The sequence below is a fragment of the Bacillus halotolerans genome (assembly GCF_004006435.1).
Taxonomy (GTDB): Bacteria; Bacillota; Bacilli; order Bacillales; family Bacillaceae; genus Bacillus; species Bacillus halotolerans.
Window position 1 is genome coordinate 2,391,211 of sequence record NZ_CP029364.1, and the last position, 22,603, is coordinate 2,413,813.

Genomic DNA, 22,603 nt, shown 5'->3' on the forward strand with positions numbered 1-22,603 from the left:
TCTTGCGCTTTTTTAAAGGAAAGCGAGGGTTTTATAGATGAGATTTGATGAAGCTTATTCAGGAAAAGTATTTATCGCGAGCCGTCCAGAGTGGGAAGAGGCGGACGCCATCCTTTACGGCATGCCGATGGACTGGACGGTGAGCTATCGGCCGGGATCACGCTTCGGCCCGGGAAGAATCCGCGAGGTGTCAATCGGCCTTGAAGAATACAGCCCGTATCTGGACCGTGATCTGGCGGACCTGAACTTCTTTGACGCCGGCGACATTCCGCTGCCATTCGGAAACCCGCAAAAAAGTCTTGATATGATTGAAGAATATGTGGACAGCATTTTAGAAAAAGGAAAATTCCCGATGGGTATGGGCGGGGAGCATCTCGTGTCATGGCCTGTCATGAAAGCAATGTACAAGAAATTTCCTGACCTGGCGATTATTCATTTTGATGCACATACGGATCTTCGCGTCGATTATGAGGGAGAACCGCTTTCTCACTCAACGCCGATCCGTAAAGCGGCGGAATTAATCGGCCCGGAAAATGTGTATTCATTCGGAATCCGTTCCGGTATGAAAGAAGAGTTCGAATGGGCAAAGGAAAACGGCATGCACATCTCTAAGTTTGAAGTGCTTGAGCCGCTGAAAAAGGTTCTTCCGAAGCTGGCAGGCCGTCCGGTATATGTCACAATCGACATTGACGTATTAGACCCTGCTCACGCACCGGGAACAGGAACGGTTGACGCAGGCGGCATCACGTCTAAAGAACTGCTTGCATCCGTCCATGAAATCGCGCGCTCAGAAGTAAACGTGAAGGGCGCTGATTTAGTAGAAGTAGCTCCGATTTACGACCACTCAGAGCAAACGGCAAACACAGCCAGCAAAATCATTCGTGAAATGCTGCTTGGGTTTGTAAAATAAGAGAAACATCCAGACTCTTGTCTGGATGTTTTTTGTTCCCATGCTTTGCAAACATCTTATTCAAGATGGAAAGAGGGGACGAAAAAAACCGCCGATAAAGGCGGTCTTAGATCATAGCACGTTGTGCAACATCAAAATGTTCTGTAGATGAATTTGATACTTCTACTGTGACAAATACAGCACTCACCGCTAAACAAGCGAGTAATAATTTATACTTCCATTTCATATAAATTCACCCCCCCTTGAATGTGCTGTCTTGCTTCTTCAACCTTTAAAAAATAAGTAGATGCTTTTTTGTAATTTTCCTGCTGATGATAATACTTAGCAACATCGAGTGCAAAGTCTTCAATATCAGCATACATCATTTTACTTTCAAGGAAAACAAAACATTTTTCTATTGCCTCTTCATCAGGTCCAGACAAGTATAAAGATTCCAAAAATTCAAACTCCATTAAGTACACAGTGTCTCCGGCAGCTATTGAATATTCTCTTCCTTCTTTATGATATTCACAAGCGTTATCAATCTTACCTAATTTAAAATAAATTTGTGTAATTAGGAAAAAAGCTTGTGGCAGTGAAGGAAGCATTTTCGATTCTTCAAATACATGAATAGATTTTTTTACATACTCTATCGCTGATTCAAGACTGTGTTGGTTTTGCTTGCAAAGTGCAATATTATAAAGCGTTCTTCCCATTAGCTGCGGCTGCTGTGCCGCCTCAGCAAGTGTATAAGCTTTTTGGAAATGAGCAATTGCTTTATCATACTGTTTCAGATCCAAAAAGTTAGCTCCAAACAGGGATTGGCATTGAATCATTCTGATATCATATGTAGTTTGTTCGTTGTATATTTCAAAGGCTTGACGTGCATAGTCCATAGACACATAAGTTTGCTTCATATAGTAATAAACTTCTGACATTTTGAAAAAGAACTCAGCTTTATCAATTTTATCTTTAACAAAAGTCAGTTTGCTCTCTGCTTTTTTAAAAAATTGAATGGCTAATATATATTCCCGGCGGTCCAGTTCGTACATACCTCTGAAGAAATTAAAGTAGTATTCAAGCAGTCCGGTTAAACGAGCCTGTTTTTTATCGATTTCAAGCAGCAAATCGGACAGTCGTGGCTGTTCCTCTATCCGCATGTTTTCTAACGGTTCAAGATACTCAAGCATCAGATTGTGCCGGAATTCCATCAGTGAATAATACAAATGAAGATCCTGGTCTTCTTCCATTTGATCCAGCTCTTGTTTGATTTCTCTTCGTAAATATTCCGCATCTGGTATGCTGAATCGGCGTATGTACATATACCATTCATTAATCTTTTCTCCAACGGAAGAAGAAGATATGACACTTGTCACGTTTGAAAATCCCTCCCTTCATTATTCTATATATGTCATATTTTATCATCATCATTCTTGTGAGAAGCGCAAAAAAACCGCAATCTTTTCTTTCGTTACACCGCATGATGGCCGGAATTTCTTCAAAAACAGCTTTTACCCTCGGCTGTTTGTACAAGCAAATACATTCACCTTCCATATTCTGTTGTATCTGCGTGAGCAGTGTATGTCTGAAAAGGAAGTGATGAAATGAGGAAAAACAAGCTTTCCTTTAAAGAAAAAGCAGAAGCTGCACAAGATTGTTTATGTTTTTGTGAGGAAGAAACCAGTCGTGAAGCCATGTTTCAAGCGCCGATTGAATTGCCTGAGGGGTTTGTCGTTGATCCGGCTGAAGCTGTTGCAAACGTCACGTGGAATGCAGACAGCCTTTCTTGTGTCAGTGAACGTTGCTTAATTCAGACGGGGCCTGAGCCTGATGAAATCGGTGTTCAATTTGCAGTACGCCTGCAGGGAACCGTTACGCTTCTTGTCAGTGTCTCACCTGTGCGAAACCAATATGGACAAGGGGAGGGGGCTGTTTCTGTCATTCACAATGTGGAGATCGATCAAGTTGTCTATTATTCTGATGAACCGGATGATTGTCCGGATGTCAGTGACATTACGATCGAGAACCTTGTTGTCGTCCCGCCATTTTACGGCAGTCCATTATCGGTGACGGGAACGATTGTGCTTGTACCTGCGCCGGAGCCCGAACCCGTTTATGCGTTCACAGCGAATCCAGATGATCAGTCGGTTTCTGTGATTGATACCAACACTCATACTGTTGTGACGACGATTTCTCTTCCATACCAACCTACAAGGATAGAAAAGGCGCCAGATAACACCTCTGTGTTTGTTTTGCATTACTATGATCGTGTCATTTCTGTCATCAGTCAAGACACATTGAGTGTTACAGCTTCTATTTTGCTGGATCAGCCGCCGGAATCCATATCTTTTATACCTGGACACGAATTTTTTTATGTTGTCGCTGGTGGTGCCATAAATGTGATAGGAATTGAAACCTTAACTGTTGAAAGGTCTATTCCTTTTGAAGGCTTTGATGTTGCAATTGATCCAAATGGATTGTTCGCGTATCTGCTTGGTTTCGGTTCAGTGCAAAGATTGGACTTAAACACAGGTGAAGTGACAGGAACTATTGAACGGGATCTTATCGTAAATGCCCTAGAAACGGGTTGGCCTGAACGTTACCTTTATGTATTAGAACAAGAATTCTTTTTCAATTATTTGACGGTGATTGATTTGAATACATTTACGATCAGCAGCACCCAAGAGCTGGAGTATGAGGGTGAATATGGAATGTTCAAGAGCGGATCAGGGGTGTATTTGTTTGATGATTTCACTCACAATCTATATTCCGTCAGTCCAAGTGGTGCAGGCGTAATAGGAAATCTTCCGCAATCGGCAAGAGACTTTGCGTTTACGCCGAATGGCGAATTTCTGTATGCAACAAATTTTATAGAGCAAAGCATCACTGTTTACAACACGGATGATTATTCTGTGGAAACTGTCATATCGCTTGGCGTTTCACCGAGTGACATTGCGATTTAATCAACTGTATATTGTGCATTTCTAAAAGGGATGAGAAATCATGAAAAAGAATGATCTTTCTGTTTTACAGGAAAATTGTTTCTGTTTTTGTGATGAAGATGCCAGCAGTGAAGCGCTATTTCAAGTGCCGATTGAAGTTCCGGAGGGGTTTGCCGTTGATCCTGCGGAAGCAGTCACTGCGGTTACATGGAGTACAGACGTGATGAATGGTGAACTGTGCCGAAGGGTGTAACAGATATCAGTTTGTCACCCTTGAGCAGGGGAGGTGACTTTGACCGTCTATTTGAAACTTTGAGGACAATTGTATTTTCTCTGGATAGTACTAGGGCTTATTTTCTAGAGCCTTATAGTGAACCGTTTCTCATTAACAATGTATATGTCGTTAATACTGCCGCACAAAGGATCATCGCAAACGTGTCTCTTCCTAATGTCTATGACCTTACAGTAACGCCCGACAAAGCCCGGCGACAATGCAGGGACCGTGTACAGCACGAGTGATGATTCAGCCGTGACGGTCATTCCGGTTGGCGCCGGTCCGTCCTCGATTGCAATGTAGATGTTTTTATAGATCGAGAGAAGCAGGGCTGCGGTAAGAGAATCGTTTATAAACAAAAGATCCGATCTGCTGGATGGCAGCTAAGGTGATCAGAAACAGCAGTTCACTTATAGTAAAACTGAGCATCCACCAAATCCCGGCTCCTGTCAGCACTCCCACCAGCACTTTTCTGAACAGGTTTCCGTGCTGAAAAAGCTGCAGCAAGTACGTTCGCATATAAAACAATAAATACAACATCAGTAACACCGCAAGCCCCATTGTAACGGCAGGGGGCGTATGAAAGCTGAAGGGAACGGCCTTGACGATTTCAAACATGCAGCCGAAAACGATGACCTGATACAATACAGCAGCCATCACATATGATTGGCGGATGCCCTTATAGCTGTCGCGCAGCAATTTTACATCGTCGGCATAACGGCTGCACAGCTTGCGATGCTGGAAGTCACAGCAGCTTTGATGAGACTGTGTGAGTTTCTGAAAAGCTGCTGTCATGTTTTTGACAGATTGCGTCACGTAGTGAAGATACAAAAAGGCGGGCAGCATCAGTACGGAAGCGGCACAAGCCAACAGCCCAAGGCGGACAGCGTCATTTTTGATCAGCTGTACATATTGGCCCGCGGCTTCGGCACCTGAGTGAAACCAGCCGAAGGAATAAGCCGCCATGGCCGCAAGCAGCAATAATAAAGTAAAGACAGTGCTTTTTTTCATTGTCTCATCACTTCTTTCTTGGGTACATGAATGACTGCTTTGTGAGAAGAAACCATTGCTTCAATGAGAGCCAAGAAATCATGAGAATTCATCTGCTGAATGGTGCGGTAAAGGCCGAGAAACGAGCAATCGTACTGTTCACACTCTGCCGCCCATTCAAAGCATTTACGCGCGTAATCACTGTCATAGATGATCGCGTTGACTAAAGAATCCTTGCCGTACTCAAGCCAGGCTTCGGTACGGTTTTTCTGCTGCGTGATATAGTAGGATGCCACATCGATGTATGCGGAAGAATGCGCCCCTTTACTGTGAAGGATCAAAAAGCCGCCATCCTCTGATAAGTGAACTTCCGCTGATAGGCTTTGGATATTCAAGCGGTACGTTTGCCGGATCTCTTGAAAAAACGGCGAATCCATGTGAAACAGGATGCGAGAGGCAATGTCCCAGTACAGCTTCAAGGTCAAAAGTCCGTTTTCTCCTGGGAGCGCCCCGACTTGTATTCCGGTCCAAGTGTCTTCCGGCCGCTCCAGATCACCCTTTACCTCTTTTGGTGAGAGGGGAGGGCACGCAGGGACGATCTTTCTGTCAGAGCGGCTGCCAGAACGCTTTTCCAGCCTCAGCTGAGAAGGCAAAAGAGTTTCCGCATCTTCTGGGCCGCCAATCAGAAACAGCGTCATCCGATGGGGCTGGTAGGCGGCAGCATAGGCTTCCTGCAGATCACAGATCGTCAGAGCCTCAATGTCTTTTTTTCTGCCTGCGGGGAAGACTGCGGCTGGTGAGGCAGGAGACAGCATCTGGATCAGCTGATAATGGTAATGAAGCCGGTGGTTGAGAAGCGCCGTTTCTATTTCACTTGTAATCACGGCTTTTTCCTGAGCAATGATCTGCTCGTCAAACGAGTGGTTCCATAAAGCGTCAAGCAGGATTGGAATGGTTTGTCTGAGCCGATCCGGCAATGAGGTAAACATGAAATTTGTATCAGTGTAAGTGGTGAACGCATTTAACAGCGCGCCGTGTTCAAAAAAATCACTATACAGGTTCCGTCCGTTATGCCAAAAGAGGAGATGTTCTAAAAAGTGCGCTGTGCCATATGGCAGCATCCGGCCGCCGGTTTCTGACTGTAAACGGATATCCCGGCTTCCAAAGCCGGTTTTGACATTGCACAATCTTAAATGGGCGCGGGGAAATTGTAACCTGAATATTTTCATTCCCTTGTCTGTGTATCTGATATCGGTTTGTTCATCCAGCTGTTGAAAAAAGGCTTCCTTTTCCATATCTCTCATCCCCTTACTACATGAGCTCCGATATATGTAAGATTTTTGATGAATTGCAGCAAATCGCGGCACGTGACCGCTGAGATGCTGTCCAGCAAGTCTTCTTTTTTGCAAGAGAAACGGCGCAGGATTCCCATATAGGCTAAGAGTCCTTCAGGAGAATCAAATTGCAGCAGGATTTCATTGATTAAAAATTGTTGTGCCTTTTTTAATTCCGGTTCATCCGCGTGGAAACGCGATACAGCTTCCAAAACTCTTGGAGGAATCTCGTTTTCATGAAGCTGGTCGGTGCATACGGAAACAAGCAGCATATTGCTCATGATGTCATAGCGGGTGATCACATGATAAACGGCCAGATCTTTTTCGCGAAAATGCCGAAATAAAGCGGAATGGCCGTACTTGCCGAGCAATCCGTCTATCAGCTGGATGGCTAAATAATCGCGGACATCTTTCATGTCTCCGCAGTCAAAGCCAAGTGTCATAACGGACGGACCTGCTGTGCTGCGTGTCTCTGTTTCGAAAATATCCTGATTCACGGGTTTTCTTACAGCAGACATGGCAGACGCCTGTGGGGCATGTCCCTGAACATCACATGACTGTATGTTTCCTAATATGTTCAGCTTTTTCTGCTGAGAAAATAAATCAGCGATAAATTCCGACGCATCCAGAAAACGTTTAGGATGCACAGCCATAAGCTTGTCTTTCCGGCCAAACATGGCAGTGCCGTACATCGGGTTTCCAAAGGCTTCCTCCGCCAGACGGGCTGCTGAATAGGAGAACGGGTCAGCGAATGTCTTTTCCATTTTCAGCAGCAGTTCAGCTTTTGCCTTTTCCGCTGCGCTGGCAGAAAGAGAAGCCGGAAAGGAGGACATGTCAACAAAGGTGTTCAGAACGGCATCTGTATGAAATCCCTCAGCATATAACGGATGAATCATGCGGGTCCCGTACGTTTTCAGCTGCCGGTCAAAAAAGAGATTTGCTGAATACATGAAGCGGCGGCCGGCGGCATAGCCGAAAGTGTTGATGATGTTTTGCTTCTGGTGTGCAGCCGCGCCATAAAAATAGATCGTTTCTTCTTCAGGTTCCGCCGCGCTTTCGATCGGCTTCAGAAAGCTCGCGGCAATCGAGATGGTTGAAAATTGATCAGTCGTCAGCAGGTTAACTTCCAAGCCGTTCTCTTTTTCCGCTTGTATCAAAGAAACCACCATCCTGTTTTTGCAGTAAATAGACAATGATCAGCCCGGCAATCGGAATGACTGCCAAGGAAATAACAGTGCCTGTTAAAGTAGCTAAAAAAAGAGGGATACAAAATACATAGGAACGGTATTTAGAGAAACCGCTCCAGAGCTGCTGCTCCGTCTGCCAGCTGAAGGACGGCTTTTTTTCATCTGAAATTAACCGAATATAAGCCCCTGCCAGCAGCAATTCCATACACTGCAAAAAAGTCAAAAGGGAAATCGGCCGGCCGCTGATCAAGCCCATAATCATGGCAATCAAAATAAACCCGCCGGCCAATAAACCGGAATAAAAGCGATATTTCGCCCAAAGCATCGTTCTGCGTTTAATCGGAAGCGTGATCAGCAGCATCCGGTCATTTTTTTCAAGAGAATACAATAAAGCAATCGGTGAGCAGATCAGCAGGAGAGCGCTAATTACGATATAGACGACATGCTGATCGGCAATGCCGGTGTTCATCATCTGAAACGAAAAGAAGCCGCTGAATGCCCCCATTACGATATAATTTAACAGCATCGCTTTGGAGGAAATAAACCGGTTCCATTCTCTTTTATAAAACGAAAATTCTGATGTCCGCATAAAAGAATGCATTTTGCTCTGCTGCTGAGGCGCCTGCAAAAATGAAGGGAAGTCAATCACAATAGCCCAGAGCATGTGAATCGCACATAGCGGGATCGTCACGGCAGGCATCCAAGCCGCACTGAAGCACACGCAGGTGAATACCGCCGCATGCAGCAGGAGTGCCGTTCTCCTTTTTTTGACAAAAAGATTGCTTAACAGAACGCCGAAAATAATTGAATAGACAGTAAAAAACGAAAATCTGCCGAGCCAATACAGAGTTTGTGCTCCTGACAGCATTCCGTTTCCGAATAAGAACAGCGGTAATATGAAAAAAAACAGCGTCCTTCTCAAGCAAGTATCAACAAACAAAACCACACTCTGAGCGAGCCAGAAGCTCCGGGAAGAGATCGGCAATAGACAGCTCAGCTTCATGTAAGATTCCTTCCATTGGGATGTAACAGAGAGAAACACCATGTACGCATTCATAAACAGAAGCGCGAGCGTGATGTATGTTTTTCCTAAGGTTGATTCATCAATGCCTGCCTGGCGGATCAGCCCGATTTCAAACAAGGCCAGAACGGCAAGCCCTGCGGTGATGCGAATGGCGTCTTTTTTTCCTTGGCGGCCGTAAAGCTGTTTGAACAGCAATGACAGAATCGGAAACAGGTTATTCATGGCCGATCACCTCAAAAAATTCACGCCGAAGATCAGTCTCCTCTCCAATCGGAATGACCTTCCGGATCTGTTTGTGATGAAGAATGGCCGCATAATCACAAAATCTCTGCACCACGTCGAGCAAATGGGAAGAAAACAAAATCGTTCCGCCTGCCTTGCAATACTCCTGCATTTTCTGATAAAAGACTTCTATTGACTCCACATCCAAGCCGACAAGCGGCTCATCCAAAATAAACAGGGGAGCCCCGAGCAATAGCCCGGTCATCAACACAACCTTTTGCCTGTTGCCGAGGGACAGCTCGGAAATTCTCCGGTTTGTGTATTGGGAAAAGTGAAATTCCTCTGCCAAACTGTTAAATTGCTGCTCTGAGAAATCTTTCTGATACAAAGAATGAACGAAAGAAACATAGTCCTTCGCCGTAATTTCTGTAAATAGAAGCGGATAATCGGCAGCAAAGTAGCGGCGGGTCTTCAGCTCATCTGATGTTTTCTGCGGCATGCCGGCGTCCGCTTCAATGCCGCACAGCGTAAAGTGTCCGCTGAAATTGCGGTTTACCCCTGTCAGCGTATTGATCAGCGTTGTTTTTCCGGCGCCGTTTACCCCAAGCAGTCCGTAAACGGCGCCTTTTTCTAAATGTAAATCTACGTTTTCTAAGATGACGTTGTCTTGCTCGTACCACACGGATACATCGTGTATATCCAAAATGCTCATCGCGAGTCAGCCTTCCGCGCGCGCATACCGAAAATAATGGCGATGGCGATAGAAATCAGCGTAAACACATAATCGCTTTTTACGAAGTAGACGACCGCGCCGATGACAAAAATAAATGAAAGGATATACAGTAACATTTTTCTTTGTGCTGGTGACAAATTGTTTCCCTCCTAAATAAGCTGGACCACATCTTCTAATTGTTCATTTTTCGCCCAGGAGCAGATGTTTTTTCTGTGGTATTTGTTGGAGTTCAGCCCTTTTAAGTAACAGCCTCCGCAATAGCCGCTGAACGGGCATTTGTCTTTCATGCAATGCTCGCTGAACCGCGGCGCCTGCGCTTTCCACAATTTATGGACAAGAGGGGAGTCAAAGATGCTTTCATATGAATCATGAAATATATTTCCCAATGAAAATTCCTTCGGGAAGAGTGCGCACGGTCGTACTTCTCCGAACGGGCTGATCACAATTGATTTCCAGCCGGCGCCGCAGTTCGCCGCACGTTTTCTTTCATACGGAATGATCGGGATCAAATCTTTAAATTCATCAATGACATTTTGCTCGTACTCCATAAATTTGCGGTGCTGTTCGGCATCTTTCGTCGGATGGACAATATCTCTGCCTCTTCCGAAATCATCAACCCAATTGTAAGAGAACGCTTTCGCCCCGAGATCGCGCACCTTTTGGGCCATGTCGTGGATTTCCCACATATTTTTTTCGAAAACCGACATGGCGACTCTGACAAAAATACCATGATCACTCAACAATTTTATCGTTTTACAGGTTTGGGCAAAAGAGCCTTTTCTCCCTCTAAATGAATCATGCACTTCGGACTGTACGCTATCCAGTGATATGCCGACGATGATTTTTTGCTTATAGGCTTTTAACATCTCCAGGCTTTCTTTTCGCATCAGCGTTCCGTTGGTTAAGACGGCGACTTTTTTGAATTTCTTTAACACATATTCAAGAATCTCATTGGCGTTTGGATGGACGAAAATTTCGCCGCCTGTGATTTCACACGTTAAAACGCCGTTATCATACAGCATATCAGCCGTTTTCTTAAATTGATCAATGGATACGGTGCCGAGCGCTTCCGGCGAGCTTTCTAAATAGCAGTGGGCGCACTTTAAATTGCAGCGGTGCGTCAGCTCAAAGGTGGCATGCAGCGGCATCGGAAATTCATTGCTTCCGCTGGTGGCGATTTTGTGAAAGCGGGCCCGGTTTTCAAGCTGAATGACCTGCTTGTTCAAAAGCATGCTGAGCATGTCATAGTACCAGTCCTTATGGTCTTCCGGCGACTCATCATACTTTGCGCATTGCTCTTCTAAAATCTGTTCAGCCGTTCTTTGACCGTCCATCAGCATACAAAGCTCGTAAGCCGTTTTGTTGAGATCTAAGTATTCAAAATCAGAGATCGAGACGTTATCACGCATGTAGTCAATTTCCAGCACACCGCCCTCGGGCAACTGGTGGACTCTTACACTTTCATTAATAAATGGAAACATCTGCTCTATAAACAAAATACCATCCCCTATACATATGATTCAAATATAAAAATCACTGTGTATGTATAACCAAGATGTAGATTTTAGTTAAAATTTGTATTTTAGTTAAAAAGGGCATAGTAATTTACTATGCCCTTTTCCGGAGAACCTTATCCCCAGAGACCGAATAGACCTGTTGCACCGGCAATTTCAAAATCAGGGATAGGTCCGTCCACTAAACAAGCGGCTCCGATTGAACATGTCGCGCAACCTTTGTTTTCTACAATGACAGCTTTTTTCATAATTGAATCCTCCCTTTTTTTGTTTTTCTAGCAGATCTTTGATGTACTTTTATATTAAAACTATCAAATTACCATTTCAATACATATATTTTGAAGAAAATGTGAATTGTAAACGGTAGAATTCGGAAAAATGTAATATTTCCTAAAGGTAATCAGTGGTATGATTTTCTCTTCTATAAAGGAATTGCTTTTTCTGAGGTTTATCTTCAAATCTGATGAGCAATGATGGTAAGATAGAAGCAGTTGAAGTTTACAAACCGAATGATTATACTATTCAAGTCAAAGTGGAAAGATGAAAAGGACGTGTCAGAATGAAGCAAGAGACACCGATAACAATCCATGTGAAATCTGTGATCGAGGATGACGGAAACGAAGAAGTGATCGAATTCCGCACTACCGGATTTTACTATGTGAAACAGAATAAAGTGTATCTATCTTATTATGAAGAACACGACTTAGGCAAAGTGAAAACGATTGTAAAAGTAAGCGAAGGCGAAGTGCTTGTCATGAGATCAGGCGCTGTCAAAATGAACCAGCGTTTCGTAACTGGAGCTTCCACAATCGCCAAATATAAAATGTCATTTGGTGAGCTTGAGCTGAAAACGAGCACAAAATCGATTCAATCTGATCTCGGCGAAGAACAAGGCCGTATCAGTATCGCATATGATATGCATGTCGGAGACGAGCAGCAGCATTTACATAATATGACGATCACGTATGAGGGAGGAACTCACGCATGAACATTGCGGAACAAATGAAGGACGTGCTGAAAGAAGAAATCAGAGCAGCCGTTCTGAAAGCGGGACTGGCTGAAGAAAGCCAGATTCCAAATGTCATTTTAGAAACACCGAAGGATAAAACACACGGCGATTATTCAACAAATATGGCGATGCAGCTCGCGAGAATCGCGAAAAAAGCGCCGCGCCAAATCGCTGAGGAAATTGTCGCTTCTTTTGATAAAGGAAAGGCTTCTATTGAAAAGCTTGATATCGCCGGTCCTGGTTTTATCAATTTCTATATGAACAATCAATATTTAACGAAGCTGATCCCGTCTGTATTGGAAGCGGGAGACGCGTATGGAGAAACAAACATCGGAAACGGCGAACGCGTTCAAGTGGAATTCGTATCTGCAAATCCGACGGGGGACCTTCACTTAGGCCACGCGCGCGGTGCGGCTGTCGGCGATTCCTTGTGCAATGTGCTTGCAAAAGCGGGTTACGATGTGAGCCGCGAATACTACATTAACGATGCCGGAAACCAGATTAACAACCTGGCGCTTTCTGTAGAAGTCCGTTACTTTGAAGCGCTTGGACTGGAAAAACCGATGCCGGAGGACGGCTACCGAGGTGAGGATATCATTTCAATCGGAAAGCGTCTCGCTGAGGAATACGGCGACCGTTTCGTCAACGAAGAAGAAAGCGAACGCCTCGCATTTTTCCGTGAGTACGGTTTGAAATACGAGCTGGAGAAGCTTCGCGTAGACTTGGAAAACTTCCGCGTGCCGTTTGACGTGTGGTATTCTGAAACATCACTGTACCAAAACGGAAAAATCGATAAGGCGCTGGACGCGCTGCGTGAGAAAGGCCATGTCTATGAGGAAGACGGTGCGACTTGGTTCCGTTCCACAACGTTCGGAGATGACAAAGACCGCGTACTGATCAAAAAGGACGGCACATACACATACCTGCTTCCTGATATCGCCTACCATAAGGACAAGCTTGACCGCGGCTTTGATAAGCTGGTCAACGTATGGGGCGCCGACCACCACGGCTACATCCCGCGTATGAAAGCGGCAATCGAAGCGCTTGGCTATGAAAAAGGAACGTTGGAAGTAGAAATCATTCAGCTCGTGCACCTTTACAAAAACGGCGAGAAAATGAAAATGAGCAAACGGACGGGGAAAGCGGTAACGATGCGCGACCTGATTGACGAAGTTGGCCTGGATGCCGTGCGTTATTTCTTCGCGATGCGCAGCGCTGACACGCATATGGATTTTGACTTGGATCTTGCTGTATCAACATCTAACGAAAACCCTGTGTATTATGCGCAATACGCACATGCCCGCATTTGCAGCATGCTTCGCCAAGGGGAAGAGCAAGGACTTAAGCCGGCGGCAGACCTTGATTTCAGCCCTATTCAATCAGAAAAAGAATATGATCTGCTGAAAACAATCGGCGGTTTCCCAGAGGCAGTGGCGGAAGCGGCGGAAAAACGAATTCCGCACCGTGTGACGAATTATATTTATGACTTGGCTTCAGCTCTGCACAGCTTCTACAATGCGGAGAAAGTCATCGACCCTGAAAACGAAGAGAAAAGCCGCGCGCGCTTAGCTTTAATGAAAGCAACGCAAATCACGCTGAACAACGCGCTTCAATTGATCGGCGTATCGGCTCCTGAAAAAATGTAACCAAGCTGAAAGGACAAAGCCAGAGGGCTTTGTCCTTTTTTTGTTAAAAAATCGTGTGATATAGTTCACAATCTTCTTCGCCGAGTTTTTGTATGATAAGGCTGATTATTGAATCAGTGAAAGGGGCAAGCCGAATGATTAACCGTCAACACTTTCAATTATCGCTGCAGTCATTAAGCTTGGTGGCAGGGTTTATGGTTTGGGTGCTGATTTCGTCACTTATTTCCCAAATCACATTAGATATTCATTTGAGCAAAGGCGAAATTTCCTTGGTAACGGCCATACCCGTTATATTAGGATCGCTTCTCCGCATTCCGCTGGGGTATTTGACCAACAGGTTTGGCGCGCGGATCATTTTTATGATCAGCTTTATATTGCTTTTATTCCCTGTATTTTGGATCAGTATTGCAGATTCCCTGTTTGATTTAATCGCGGGCGGTTTTTTCTTAGGGATTGGGGGAGCCGTTTTTTCCATTGGGGTTACATCTCTTCCGAAGTACTATCCTAAAGAAAAACATGGCGTTGTAAACGGTATTTACGGTGCCGGGAATATCGGAACCGCGATCACTACATTTGCAGCTCCCGTGATTGCTCAAGCGGCGGGGTGGAAAAGTACGGTGCAAATGTATATGGCTCTGTTGGCTTTATTTGCTTTGCTGCACTTTTTCTTCGGTGACCGGCATGAGAAGAAAGTGAAGGTGTCCGTAAAGACTCAAATCAAAGCCGTTTACCGAAATCATGTGCTGTGGTTTCTGAGTCTCTTTTATTTTATTACGTTTGGCGCCTTTGTCGCTTTTACAATCTATCTGCCAAACTTTCTTGTTGAGCAGTTTGATCTGAGTCCTGCGGATGCCGGGCTGCGGACGGCAGGTTTTATTGCTGTATCCACGCTGCTCAGGCCGGCGGGCGGGTGGCTGGCTGATAAAGTGAGTCCGCTCCGCATCCTGATGTTTGTCTTTGCCGGCCTGACATTATCGGGCGTCATCCTGTCGTTTTCGCCGACGATCGGCATTTATGCCTTTGGGGCGTTAACGGTTGCGGTGTGCTCCGGGATTGGAAACGGGACGGTTTTTAAACTGGTTCCTTTCTATTTTTCTAAGCAGGCGGGAATCGCCAACGGAGTTGTGTCTGCCATGGGCGGATTAGGCGGCTTTTTCCCTCCGCTGATCCTGGCGAGTGTATTTCAGGCGACGGGACAATACGCCATCGGATTTATGGCGCTTTCGGAAGTCGCGTTAGCAAGCTTTGTCATTGTCATATGGATGTATTGGCAGGAAAGAATGAAAACACACACAGAGAGAAGCGGGCACAGCGTAAACTGACGGGCCGCCGGCGATTGGGGAATTCACGAGATTGTAAGTTTTTTCTGAAAAGCGCAAATGATTTCACGTTACAATAGATACACAACGTGACTTTTCTTCGAGGTGAGCTCATGAACTTTCTCTCTGTTCGAACATCTGATAAGGATCTTATTTCCAGTGATCTTCATCAATTGCTGGAATCCATCAGCACAAAAAGAAAAATCGAAAAACACACATACCTGTTTCGAGAAGGAATGGATGCAGAAGAGCTTTATCTGATTCAGTCAGGACTCATTGAAATCGGGAAGCTTACGGCTGACGGCAAAGACCTGACGCTTAGAATCTGCCAAAAAAATGATATTGTCGGTGAATTAACACTTTTCACAGAAGAACCGAGATATATGCTCAGTGCAAAAGTACTGGAGGATGGCGAAGTGCTCGTCATCAATAAGAGCAGACTTGAAAAGGAACTTATCCACAACGGTGCTTTGACATTTGAATTTATGAAATGGATGAGCACCCATTTGCGCAAAATTCAATCCAAAATCAGAGACCTTCTTCTTCATGGCAAAAAAGGGGCGCTCTACTCCACCCTCATCCGCTTGTCAAACAGCTATGGGGTGAACCGGAGTGACGGTATTCTCATTAACATTGCCCTGACAAACCAGGATTTGGCAAAATTTTGCGCGGCTGCAAGAGAGAGCGTCAACCGCATGCTGGGGGATCTCCGCAAACAAGGGGTTATTTCAATAGAGGATTCCGGAAAGATTGTACTGCATCAGCGGGACTATTTACGGTGTGAGATTGAGTGCGAAAATTGCCCGTTAGAGATTTGTAATATTGATTAAGAGGAAACAAGGACAGCAATATGTCCTTGTTTTTATCTTGTTAGCCAAATACACATGATGGCGAAAAAGAAGCACGCATTGACGATTTCAAGTATGCCGATCGTTTGAACAGGCCACTTCTTTCCGTGAAAAAACCATGCACGCAAACTGCTGGGGATAAAGGCGAGAACGGCCCATCCACCTCCGAGAGCTGCGGAAAGTAAGGGGAGGATCAGGTGATAGCCCCACGACCAGTAAGCAAATACTCTATTATTCTTCTCCCGGATCACCGACTTCACATAAAATGAACTTCCGATAAAAAACAAAGCAGATTGTGCGAAAATAAACCATGCCCAGCCGTCAAGAGTCTCCGTCCCCAGCCAGCAGCTGGCGAGTCCGCCTGTACAAAAGAATAAGACGCCCGCAAAATCATTCAGCAGCGCTCGTTCATTTTTTAGCCGGGCATAATACACATGAATGAGAAACAGCGGCAGCAAAGAAAAGGCAAGCCAGATAAAAGACGGCTTATGGATGACAGCGGCAAGCAAAAAGCTGCAGGCTGGAAAACTGTAAGAAATTATCCACTTTTGATAGGGTTTGATTTGTTTCTTTTTTAATGCCAGCGTAACAGGATAAACAGCCAAATAAAGAAAAAGCCAGCCTAAAAATAGGGGTATATGCCAAAGAACCGCTCCTCCCTTCACCATACCGAGGCAAAACGGAATCAGCAGCATGGCCCAAGCGCCGTGCTGCTTCGGAATAAGCGCCTTCATCGAAACACTCCTTTCTTGTTTCATTATAAAAGCAAAAATACCGCCAATAAGTGACATTCATCATATCATCTGTGAAATACATCACTGCTGTCATGGATCGGCCGGGCTACACTAAAGCTATCCTTAGCACAGGAGGCTTCCCTATGAATCAGTGTGACTATTTATTTTTTTTGAAACAACTTCCTATGTTTAATGAAGTGCCTCTATCCATTGTCGAAACATTGCTGAATAACGGGACGTTTATCCGCGGTTCATGTGATCAGGATCCATCTTTTCTCCATTCTCAATCCATTTATATTGTATTAAAAGGCAGTATTCGTTTTATTGACAGCAGGCTGCCTGAAGGGTCGCAAACCGTTGCGCTGTGGGAAAAAGGCGATGTGTTTCCCATCGATCAAAAAGGCGGGATGTTTTTATCTCCATTCATTTCAGTCCGAACATCCGATGACATTCTTATGCTCAATATCCCTTTTTACATATTAAAGAAAATCATGTCCTATTATCCGCAGCTGCAGATGAATTTTCTGGTGATGCTCCAGCAAAATGTCTTTTTCTCTTATGAGCTGTTTTTGCGATACATGCATAGATCTCAGGACGAAAACGCTGAGCCCGATTCCTAAAAGGAACCGGGTTTTTTGTTCGGTATTTCCATTCCTTCTTCCTCATGTGAACTTTCTGTGAAAAAAGGGGAGTGTGTGACATAGTTCACAAGGAAACATCCTGCCTCTGTATATAGTGAATTTAGAATACCTGACTCGGAAGGAGTGAAATATTCATGAAAAAAAAGAAAATGAGTCCGTTGTTTAGGAGATTAAACTATTTCTCTCCTATTGAGCATCAATCAAATAAACATAGCCAAACAACCTATGAAGATCGTGATTGGGAGAATGTATACAGAAACAGATGGCAGTACGATAAGGTCGTCCGCTCTACCCACGGTGTCAACTGCACAGGGTCCTGCAGCTGGAATATATACGTGAAAAACGGCATCGTCACGTGGGAGGGTCAAAACTTGAATTATCCGTCAACCGGCCCGGATATGCCTGATTTCGAACCGAGAGGCTGTCCGCGGGGGGCCAGTTTTTCATGGTATATTTACAGCCCGCTCCGTGTGAAATATCCGTACGTGCGCAGTGTGCTGATCAATTTGTGGCGGGAAGCATTGCAGGCTCATCAAAACCCTTTGGAAGCATGGAAATCGATCGTTGAAAATCCGGATAAAGCGAAGTCCTATAAACAGGCGCGGGGAAAGGGCGGCTTTGTGCGCGCTGAATGGCCGGAGGTGCTGAAGCTGATTTCTGCTTCTTTGCTGTATACGGTTATAACATACGGCCCTGACCGGAATATCGGGTTTTCTCCGATTCCGGCTATGTCTATGATCAGCCATGCGTCAGGCTCGCGGTTTATGTCTTTGATTGGCGGCCCTATGCTCAGTTTCTATGATTGGTATGCGGATCTTCCCCCGGCATCCCCGCAAATCTGGGGCGACCAGACAGACGTCCCGGAAAGCAGTGATTGGTACAACTCAGGCTATATCATCACATGGGGCTCCAATGTGCCGTTAACGAGGACGCCGGATGCGCATTTTTTGGCAGAAGCCCGCTATAAAGGCGCTAAGGTCATCTCAATCAGCCCGGATTTCGCGGAATCCTCTAAATTTGCAGATGACTGGCTGAGCATCCGCCAAGGAACAGACGGCGCGCTTGCGATGGCGATGGGTCATGTGATCCTGCAGGAGTTTTACGTTAATCAGAAGACAGAGCGTTTCATAGAGTATGCAAAGCAATATACGGATTTCCCGTTCTTTGTCACTCTAACTAAAGAGGATGGCGTGTATACGGCCGGGCGTTTTCTTCATGCAAAGGACATCGGGCGGCAGACGGAGCATGATCAGTGGAAGCCTGCGGTGTGGAATGAACGTACAAGCGCATTCGCGATCCCGCAAGGAACAATAGGCTCCCGCTGGGACGGCCAAAAGAAATGGAACCTGCACATGATAGATGAAGAAACAGGCGAATCGATTGAACCCCGGCTTTCGGTGCTCGGCATAGAGGACGAAATCGGCACGGTTCGAATCCCTTATTTCTCAAATGAGGGGAACAGAGTGCTTGAGCGAGATCTGCCTATAAAAAAACTGGCGCTGGACAATGAGGATGTGTATGTCACAACCGTATTTGACTTGATTTTGGCTAACTACGGCGTGAATCGGGGGATCGGGGCAAAATCAGCCTGCTCGTATGACGATCCTGAGCCGTTTACGCCAGCCTGGCAGGAGCAGGTGACAGGGATCAAAAAAGAGATGGTCATTAACATTGCCAGGGAATTTGCTCAAAATGCGATCGATACAGAGGGCCGGTCCATGATTATCGTAGGAGCGGGGATCAACCACTGGTTCAACTCAGACACGATCTACCGGGCGGTGTTAAATCTTGTTTTACTGGTAGGCGCCCAAGGCGTAAACGGCGGAGGCTGGGCTCATTATGTGGGACAGGAAAAACTCCGTCCTGCTGAAGGCTGGCAGACGATCGCCAACGCTAAGGATTGGGAGGGGGCGCCAAAGCTGCAAAACGGCACTTCCTTTTTCTATTTTGCGACTGACCAGTGGCGCTACGAGGATCAGCCGGTCAGTGACTTAGCATCTCCGATCGCGGCATCCTCCCGCTACAAGCATCACGCCGACTACAATGTGCTGGCGGCAAGACTCGGGTGGCTTCCGTCTTATCCGACATTTGATAAAAACGGAATTGACCTGTACAAAGAAGCTGAAAAAGCGGGAGCGAAGACAACAAAAGACGTTGCTGACTATGTGGCCCGCCAGCTTCAAGAGAAAAAACTGAAATTTGCCATTGAAGATCCTGACAATGAAGCGAATTTTCCGAGAAACCTGTTCGTGTGGAGGGCGAATCTGATCTCCAGTTCGGGAAAAGGGCATGAATATTTTCTCAAGCATCTCTTGGGAACGACGAACGGCTTGATGAATGACGACAGCGACAGTATCCGTCCTGAAGAAATCAAGTGGCGCGAGCAGGCACCGGAAGGAAAGCTCGATTTGTTAATCAATCTCGATTTCCGAATGGCCGGTACCGCCTTGTATTCCGATATCGTGCTTCCGGCGGCGACATGGTATGAAAAACACGATCTCAGCAGCACTGATATGCATCCGTTTATCCACCCCTTTGCCCCGGCTATTTCGGCTCCTTGGGAATCGAAGTCGGACTGGGATATTTTCAAGGCTTTATCAAAAGCCGTCTCCAATCTCGCGGAAGAAGTTGATATGAAGCCGGTAAAAGAAGCTGTCGCCGCACCGCTCCTCCATGACACGATGCAGGAAATGGCGCAGCCTCTCGGAAAAATCAAGGACTGGAGCAAAGGCGAATGCGAAGCCGTCCCGGGGAAAACAATGCCGAACATTCAAGTCGTTGAAAGGGACTACAAACAAATCTTTCATAAAATGACCGCGCTCGGCCCAAACGCCGCCTTAAAACCAAGCGGAACAAAAGGCATGAGCTGGTCGATTGCCGATGAATACGAATCACTCAAAAAAAGGCTGGGAGAAGTCACCACAGACAGTGTCGCAAAGGGATGTCCGAATATAAGCGAGGCCAAGCAGGCGGCAGAAGCCGTTTTAACCCTTTCGTCCACGTCGAATGGAAAAGTTGCCGTAAAAGCATGGGAATCGCTTGAAGACATCACGAATCTGAAGCTGAAAGATCTGGCTGAAGAGCGGGAGGAAGAATGCTTTACGTTCGAACAAATCACGGCTCAGCCCAAAACGGTGATCACATCTCCGGCATTTACAGGCTCGGAAAAAGGCGGGCGCAGGTATTCGCCGTTTACGACAAATGTGGAAAAATTAATCCCTTGGCGTACGCTGACAGGCAGACAATCCTATTATGTCGATCATGAGCTGATGATGGAGTTCGGGGAAACGATGGCGACCTTTAAACCGATCCTCCAGCATCGCCCTTTCTTAAGCAAACGGCCAGATCAAGAGGGCAAAGAAATCGTTCTCAATTATTTAACGCCGCATAATAAATGGTCCGTGCACAGCATGTATTTTGATTCCCTGCCGATGCTTACGCTATTCCGCGGCGGGCCGACAGTATGGATGAATAAAGATGATGCGGCAGATACGGATATCAAAGACAACGATTGGATTGAATGCTTTAACCGAAATGGTGTTGTCGTAGCCAGAGCGGTTCTGTCTCACCGGATACCAAAAGGAATGGCGTTTATGCACCATGCCCAAGACCGCCACATCAACGTGCCCGGCACAAAACTGACCAATAACCGCGGAGGCACCCATAACAGTCCGACAAGGATTCACGTTAAGCCGACACAGATGATCGGCGGCTATGCCCAGCTCAGCTACGGCTTTAACTACTATGGCCCTACGGGGAATCAGCGCGATCTGAATGTGGTCATCCGCAAGCTGAAGGAGGTCGATTGGCTTGAAGATTAAAGCGCAAATCGGAATGGTCATGAACTTAGATAAATGCATCGGCTGCCACACGTGCAGCGTGACCTGCAAAAACACATGGACAAACCGTTCCGGTGCCGAATATATGTATTTCAATAATGTAGAAACAAAGCCAGGTATCGGCTATCCGAAGCAATGGGAGGATCAGGACAAATATAAAGGCGGCTGGACCTTAAAAAAAGGAAAGCTCGAGCTGAAATCAGGCCCGAAAACCAACCGTCTTGCAAATCTTTTCTATAATCCGAATCAGCCAACCATTGATGATTACTACGAGCCTTGGAACTATGATTATGAAACGCTGACTAACAGTCCGCAGAAAAAACATCAGCCCGTAGCGCGGCCAAAATCGTCGCTGACAGGAGATTTTATGAATATTGAGTGGGGGCCAAACTGGGAGGATGATCTGGCGGGCGGACATATTACGGGACTTGAAGATCCGAATGTTCAAAAGATGGAGGAGTCTATCAAAACAGAATTCGATGAAGTTTTTATGATGTATCTTCCGCGCATCTGTGAACACTGCATCAACCCGGCATGTGTCTCGTCCTGCCCGTCCGGCGCCATGTATAAACGCGAGGAAGACGGCATTGTGCTCGTGGATCAAAATGCCTGCCGTTCATGGAGATACTGTGTTTCATCCTGTCCTTATAAAAAAGTCTATTTTAACTGGCAAACGAACAAAGCGGAAAAATGCACACTCTGCTTTCCGCGTTTGGAGGCGGGACTGCCGACCATTTGCTCTGAAACATGTGTAGGGAGAATCCGTTATTTGGGCGTCATGCTGTATGACGCGGATAAGGTGGAGGAAGCGGCATCTGCAGAAAATGAAAAGGATCTCTATCATTCTCAATTAGAAGTGTTTCTTGATCCGAATGATCCCGAGGTTGCTAAACAAGCAAAAGAACAGGGCATCCCGACAGAATGGATAGAGGCTGCACAGCAATCGCCCATTTATAAGATGATCATCGACTGGAAAATTGCCCTGCCGCTTCATCCGGAGTATCGGACATTGCCGATGGTTTGGTACATTCCTCCTTTGAGTCCGATCATGAATCTCTTTGAAGGAGAGGGAAGCCGGCAAACAGCGGAAGACATTTTTCCGGCTATCGACCAAATGAGGATTCCGATTGACTATTTGGCGCAGCTATTAACGGCCGGTGATACAGATCATATTCGGTCCACATTAAAGAAAATGTCTGTCATGCGCCAGTATATGAGGGCGGTCCAGACGAATAAATCCATCGACCCGGCACTGATCTCCAGTGTCGGCTTAACAGAACAGCAAATTGAAGACATGTATCGGCTGCTTGCGATCGCCAAATACGATGACCGATTTGTGATTCCGAGCAGCCACCGTGAAGACATTTCTGATTTATACGCTGAACAAGGGAGCTGCGGCTTATCATTTTCAGGCGGTCCCGGCTCTTGTATATAACCAAAGAAAAATGAGGTGTAACA

Annotated in this window: 20 protein-coding genes and 3 pseudogenes; 11 read left to right on the forward strand and 12 right to left on the reverse strand. The window is 45.8% G+C overall.

Annotation, left to right across the window (positions count from 1 at the left end; genetic code table 11):
- The first annotated feature begins 37 nt into the window (after positions 1–37).
- On the forward strand, positions 38–910 hold the full coding sequence (speB, locus tag DIC78_RS12205) for an agmatinase (protein WP_101864909.1): 873 nt from the start codon (positions 38–40) through the stop codon (positions 908–910).
- 106 nt (positions 911–1,016) lie between these two features.
- On the opposite strand, the gene DIC78_RS12210 is transcribed toward speB, so the two are convergent.
- Both DIC78_RS12210 and DIC78_RS12215 read right to left on the reverse strand, forming a co-directional pair.
- Positions 1,017–1,136, reverse strand: a complete 120-nt coding sequence (locus tag DIC78_RS12210) for a PhrC/PhrF family phosphatase-inhibitory pheromone (protein ID WP_024123223.1) — start codon at positions 1,134–1,136, stop codon at positions 1,017–1,019.
- Positions 1,120–2,265, reverse strand: a complete 1,146-nt coding sequence (locus DIC78_RS12215; RefSeq protein ID WP_127696377.1) for a response regulator aspartate phosphatase — start codon at positions 2,263–2,265, stop codon at positions 1,120–1,122. Before DIC78_RS12215 ends, DIC78_RS12210 begins: the two co-directional genes overlap by 17 nt.
- A 228-nt stretch (positions 2,266–2,493) precedes the next feature.
- On the opposite strand from DIC78_RS12215, the gene DIC78_RS12225 reads away from it, so the two are divergent.
- The 3 genes and pseudogenes from DIC78_RS12225 to DIC78_RS12230 all read left to right on the forward strand — a co-directional run.
- The gene (locus DIC78_RS12225) at positions 2,494–3,852 is read left to right on the forward strand and encodes a YncE family protein (protein ID WP_106019735.1); all 1,359 of its coding nucleotides are present in this window, start codon (positions 2,494–2,496) and stop codon (positions 3,850–3,852) included.
- Between the two features lie 40 nt (positions 3,853–3,892).
- Positions 3,893–4,060: pseudogene (locus DIC78_RS22175) on the forward strand (YncE family protein); the annotation flags it as partial.
- Positions 4,052–4,408 (forward strand): annotated as a pseudogene (locus DIC78_RS12230) (YncE family protein); the annotation flags it as partial. The pseudogenes DIC78_RS22175 and DIC78_RS12230, both read left to right, overlap by 9 nt.
- A gap of 6 nt (positions 4,409–4,414) precedes the next feature.
- On the opposite strand, the gene DIC78_RS12235 reads toward DIC78_RS12230, so the two are convergent.
- The 9 genes and pseudogenes from DIC78_RS12235 to sboA all read right to left on the reverse strand — a co-directional run bounded on the left by DIC78_RS12235 (position 4,415) and on the right by sboA (position 11,357).
- Entirely contained in the window at positions 4,415–5,116 is a 702-nt protein-coding gene (locus tag DIC78_RS12235; RefSeq protein WP_127696378.1) for a bacteriocin biosynthesis protein AlbG, read from the reverse strand.
- Positions 5,113–6,390: a M16 family metallopeptidase gene (locus DIC78_RS12240; RefSeq protein WP_127696379.1), complete on the reverse strand. Its 1,278-nt coding sequence runs from the start codon at positions 6,388–6,390 to the stop codon at positions 5,113–5,115. Before DIC78_RS12240 ends, DIC78_RS12235 begins: the two co-directional genes overlap by 4 nt.
- A 5-nt stretch (positions 6,391–6,395) precedes the next feature.
- Entirely contained in the window at positions 6,396–7,559 is a 1,164-nt protein-coding gene (locus tag DIC78_RS12245) for an insulinase family protein (protein ID WP_106019944.1), read from the reverse strand.
- Positions 7,549–8,862 carry a bacteriocin biosynthesis protein AlbD gene (locus tag DIC78_RS12250; RefSeq protein WP_127696380.1) on the reverse strand — a complete coding sequence of 438 codons (1,314 nt, stop codon included), beginning with the start codon at positions 8,860–8,862 and terminating at the stop codon, positions 7,549–7,551. Before DIC78_RS12250 ends, DIC78_RS12245 begins: the two co-directional genes overlap by 11 nt.
- On the reverse strand, positions 8,855–9,574 hold the full coding sequence (locus DIC78_RS12255; RefSeq protein ID WP_127696381.1) for an ATP-binding cassette domain-containing protein: 720 nt from the start codon (positions 9,572–9,574) through the stop codon (positions 8,855–8,857). The genes DIC78_RS12250 and DIC78_RS12255 overlap by 8 nt, the downstream gene beginning before the upstream one ends.
- Positions 9,571–9,732, reverse strand: coding sequence for an antilisterial bacteriocin subtilosin biosynthesis protein AlbB (albB, locus tag DIC78_RS12260; protein WP_059292334.1), 162 nt, complete (start codon positions 9,730–9,732; stop codon positions 9,571–9,573). The genes DIC78_RS12255 and albB overlap by 4 nt, the downstream gene beginning before the upstream one ends.
- A 12-nt stretch (positions 9,733–9,744) precedes the next feature.
- Positions 9,745–11,091: a subtilosin maturase AlbA gene (gene albA, locus DIC78_RS12265; protein ID WP_044159802.1), complete on the reverse strand. Its 1,347-nt coding sequence runs from the start codon at positions 11,089–11,091 to the stop codon at positions 9,745–9,747.
- Positions 11,092–11,128: 37 nt separating this feature from the next.
- Positions 11,129–11,269, reverse strand: a pseudogene (locus tag DIC78_RS22180) (bacteriocin-like protein SboX).
- A complete protein-coding gene (gene sboA / locus DIC78_RS12275; protein ID WP_003222002.1) occupies positions 11,226–11,357 on the reverse strand; it encodes a subtilosin A in 132 nt (43 codons plus the stop codon). Before sboA ends, DIC78_RS22180 begins: the two are co-directional and overlap by 44 nt.
- Positions 11,358–11,668: 311 nt before the next feature.
- On the opposite strand from sboA, the gene DIC78_RS12280 reads away from it, so the two are divergent.
- The 4 genes from DIC78_RS12280 to DIC78_RS12295 all read left to right on the forward strand — a co-directional run bounded on the left by DIC78_RS12280 (position 11,669) and on the right by DIC78_RS12295 (position 15,913).
- Positions 11,669–12,097 carry a YwiB family protein gene (locus DIC78_RS12280; protein ID WP_024123211.1) on the forward strand — a complete coding sequence of 143 codons (429 nt, stop codon included), beginning with the start codon at positions 11,669–11,671 and terminating at the stop codon, positions 12,095–12,097.
- A complete protein-coding gene (gene argS, locus DIC78_RS12285) occupies positions 12,094–13,764 on the forward strand; it encodes an arginine--tRNA ligase (protein WP_024123210.1) in 1,671 nt (556 codons plus the stop codon). The genes DIC78_RS12280 and argS overlap by 4 nt, the downstream gene beginning before the upstream one ends.
- A 134-nt stretch (positions 13,765–13,898) precedes the next feature.
- Complete coding sequence (locus DIC78_RS12290) at positions 13,899–15,086, forward strand: nitrate/nitrite transporter (RefSeq protein ID WP_024123209.1); 1,188 nt, start codon at positions 13,899–13,901, stop codon at positions 15,084–15,086.
- A 110-nt stretch (positions 15,087–15,196) separates the two neighbouring features.
- Entirely contained in the window at positions 15,197–15,913 is a 717-nt protein-coding gene (locus DIC78_RS12295) for a fumarate/nitrate reduction transcriptional regulator Fnr (protein ID WP_101864901.1), read from the forward strand.
- Between the two features lie 32 nt (positions 15,914–15,945).
- Here DIC78_RS12295 and DIC78_RS12300 read toward each other — a convergent pair whose 3' ends face one another.
- Positions 15,946–16,665, reverse strand: a complete 720-nt coding sequence (locus DIC78_RS12300; protein ID WP_106019729.1) for a YwiC-like family protein — start codon at positions 16,663–16,665, stop codon at positions 15,946–15,948.
- Between the two features lie 143 nt (positions 16,666–16,808).
- Between DIC78_RS12300 and DIC78_RS12305 the strand changes: the two genes are divergently transcribed.
- From DIC78_RS12305 to narH, 3 genes are all read left to right on the forward strand, one after another.
- Entirely contained in the window at positions 16,809–17,285 is a 477-nt protein-coding gene (locus DIC78_RS12305) for a cyclic nucleotide-binding domain-containing protein (RefSeq protein ID WP_101864899.1), read from the forward strand.
- 155 nt (positions 17,286–17,440) lie between these two features.
- On the forward strand, positions 17,441–21,127 hold the full coding sequence (locus DIC78_RS12310; RefSeq protein WP_127696382.1) for a nitrate reductase subunit alpha: 3,687 nt from the start codon (positions 17,441–17,443) through the stop codon (positions 21,125–21,127).
- Positions 21,117–22,580: a nitrate reductase subunit beta gene (narH, locus tag DIC78_RS12315; RefSeq protein WP_127696383.1), complete on the forward strand. Its 1,464-nt coding sequence runs from the start codon at positions 21,117–21,119 to the stop codon at positions 22,578–22,580. The genes DIC78_RS12310 and narH overlap by 11 nt, the downstream gene beginning before the upstream one ends.
- Positions 22,581–22,603 lie beyond the last annotated feature (23 nt).

What these genes read in the sequence shown, in the direction of transcription:
- DIC78_RS12235 (WP_127696378.1), bottom strand. Translation starts at nt 5,116, where the DNA reads ATGAAAAAAAGCACTGTCTTTACTTTATTATTGCTGCTTGCGGCCATG.
- DIC78_RS12310 (WP_127696382.1), top strand. Translation starts at nt 17,441, where the DNA reads ATGAAAAAAAAGAAAATGAGTCCGTTGTTTAGGAGATTAAACTATTTC.
- DIC78_RS12255 (WP_127696381.1), bottom strand. Translation starts at nt 9,574, where the DNA reads ATGAGCATTTTGGATATACACGATGTATCCGTGTGGTACGAGCAAGAC.
- DIC78_RS12250 (WP_127696380.1), bottom strand. Translation starts at nt 8,862, where the DNA reads ATGAATAACCTGTTTCCGATTCTGTCATTGCTGTTCAAACAGCTTTAC.
- sboA (WP_003222002.1), bottom strand. Translation starts at nt 11,357, where the DNA reads ATGAAAAAAGCTGTCATTGTAGAAAACAAAGGTTGCGCGACATGTTCA.
- DIC78_RS12240 (WP_127696379.1), bottom strand. Translation starts at nt 6,390, where the DNA reads ATGGAAAAGGAAGCCTTTTTTCAACAGCTGGATGAACAAACCGATATC.
- DIC78_RS12210 (WP_024123223.1), bottom strand. Translation starts at nt 1,136, where the DNA reads ATGAAATGGAAGTATAAATTATTACTCGCTTGTTTAGCGGTGAGTGCT.
- DIC78_RS12290 (WP_024123209.1), top strand. Translation starts at nt 13,899, where the DNA reads ATGATTAACCGTCAACACTTTCAATTATCGCTGCAGTCATTAAGCTTG.
- DIC78_RS12225 (WP_106019735.1), top strand. Translation starts at nt 2,494, where the DNA reads ATGAGGAAAAACAAGCTTTCCTTTAAAGAAAAAGCAGAAGCTGCACAA.
- DIC78_RS12295 (WP_101864901.1), top strand. Translation starts at nt 15,197, where the DNA reads ATGAACTTTCTCTCTGTTCGAACATCTGATAAGGATCTTATTTCCAGT.
- DIC78_RS12305 (WP_101864899.1), top strand. Translation starts at nt 16,809, where the DNA reads ATGAATCAGTGTGACTATTTATTTTTTTTGAAACAACTTCCTATGTTT.
- speB (WP_101864909.1), top strand. Translation starts at nt 38, where the DNA reads ATGAGATTTGATGAAGCTTATTCAGGAAAAGTATTTATCGCGAGCCGT.
- argS (WP_024123210.1), top strand. Translation starts at nt 12,094, where the DNA reads ATGAACATTGCGGAACAAATGAAGGACGTGCTGAAAGAAGAAATCAGA.
- DIC78_RS12300 (WP_106019729.1), bottom strand. Translation starts at nt 16,665, where the DNA reads ATGAAGGCGCTTATTCCGAAGCAGCACGGCGCTTGGGCCATGCTGCTG.
- DIC78_RS12280 (WP_024123211.1), top strand. Translation starts at nt 11,669, where the DNA reads ATGAAGCAAGAGACACCGATAACAATCCATGTGAAATCTGTGATCGAG.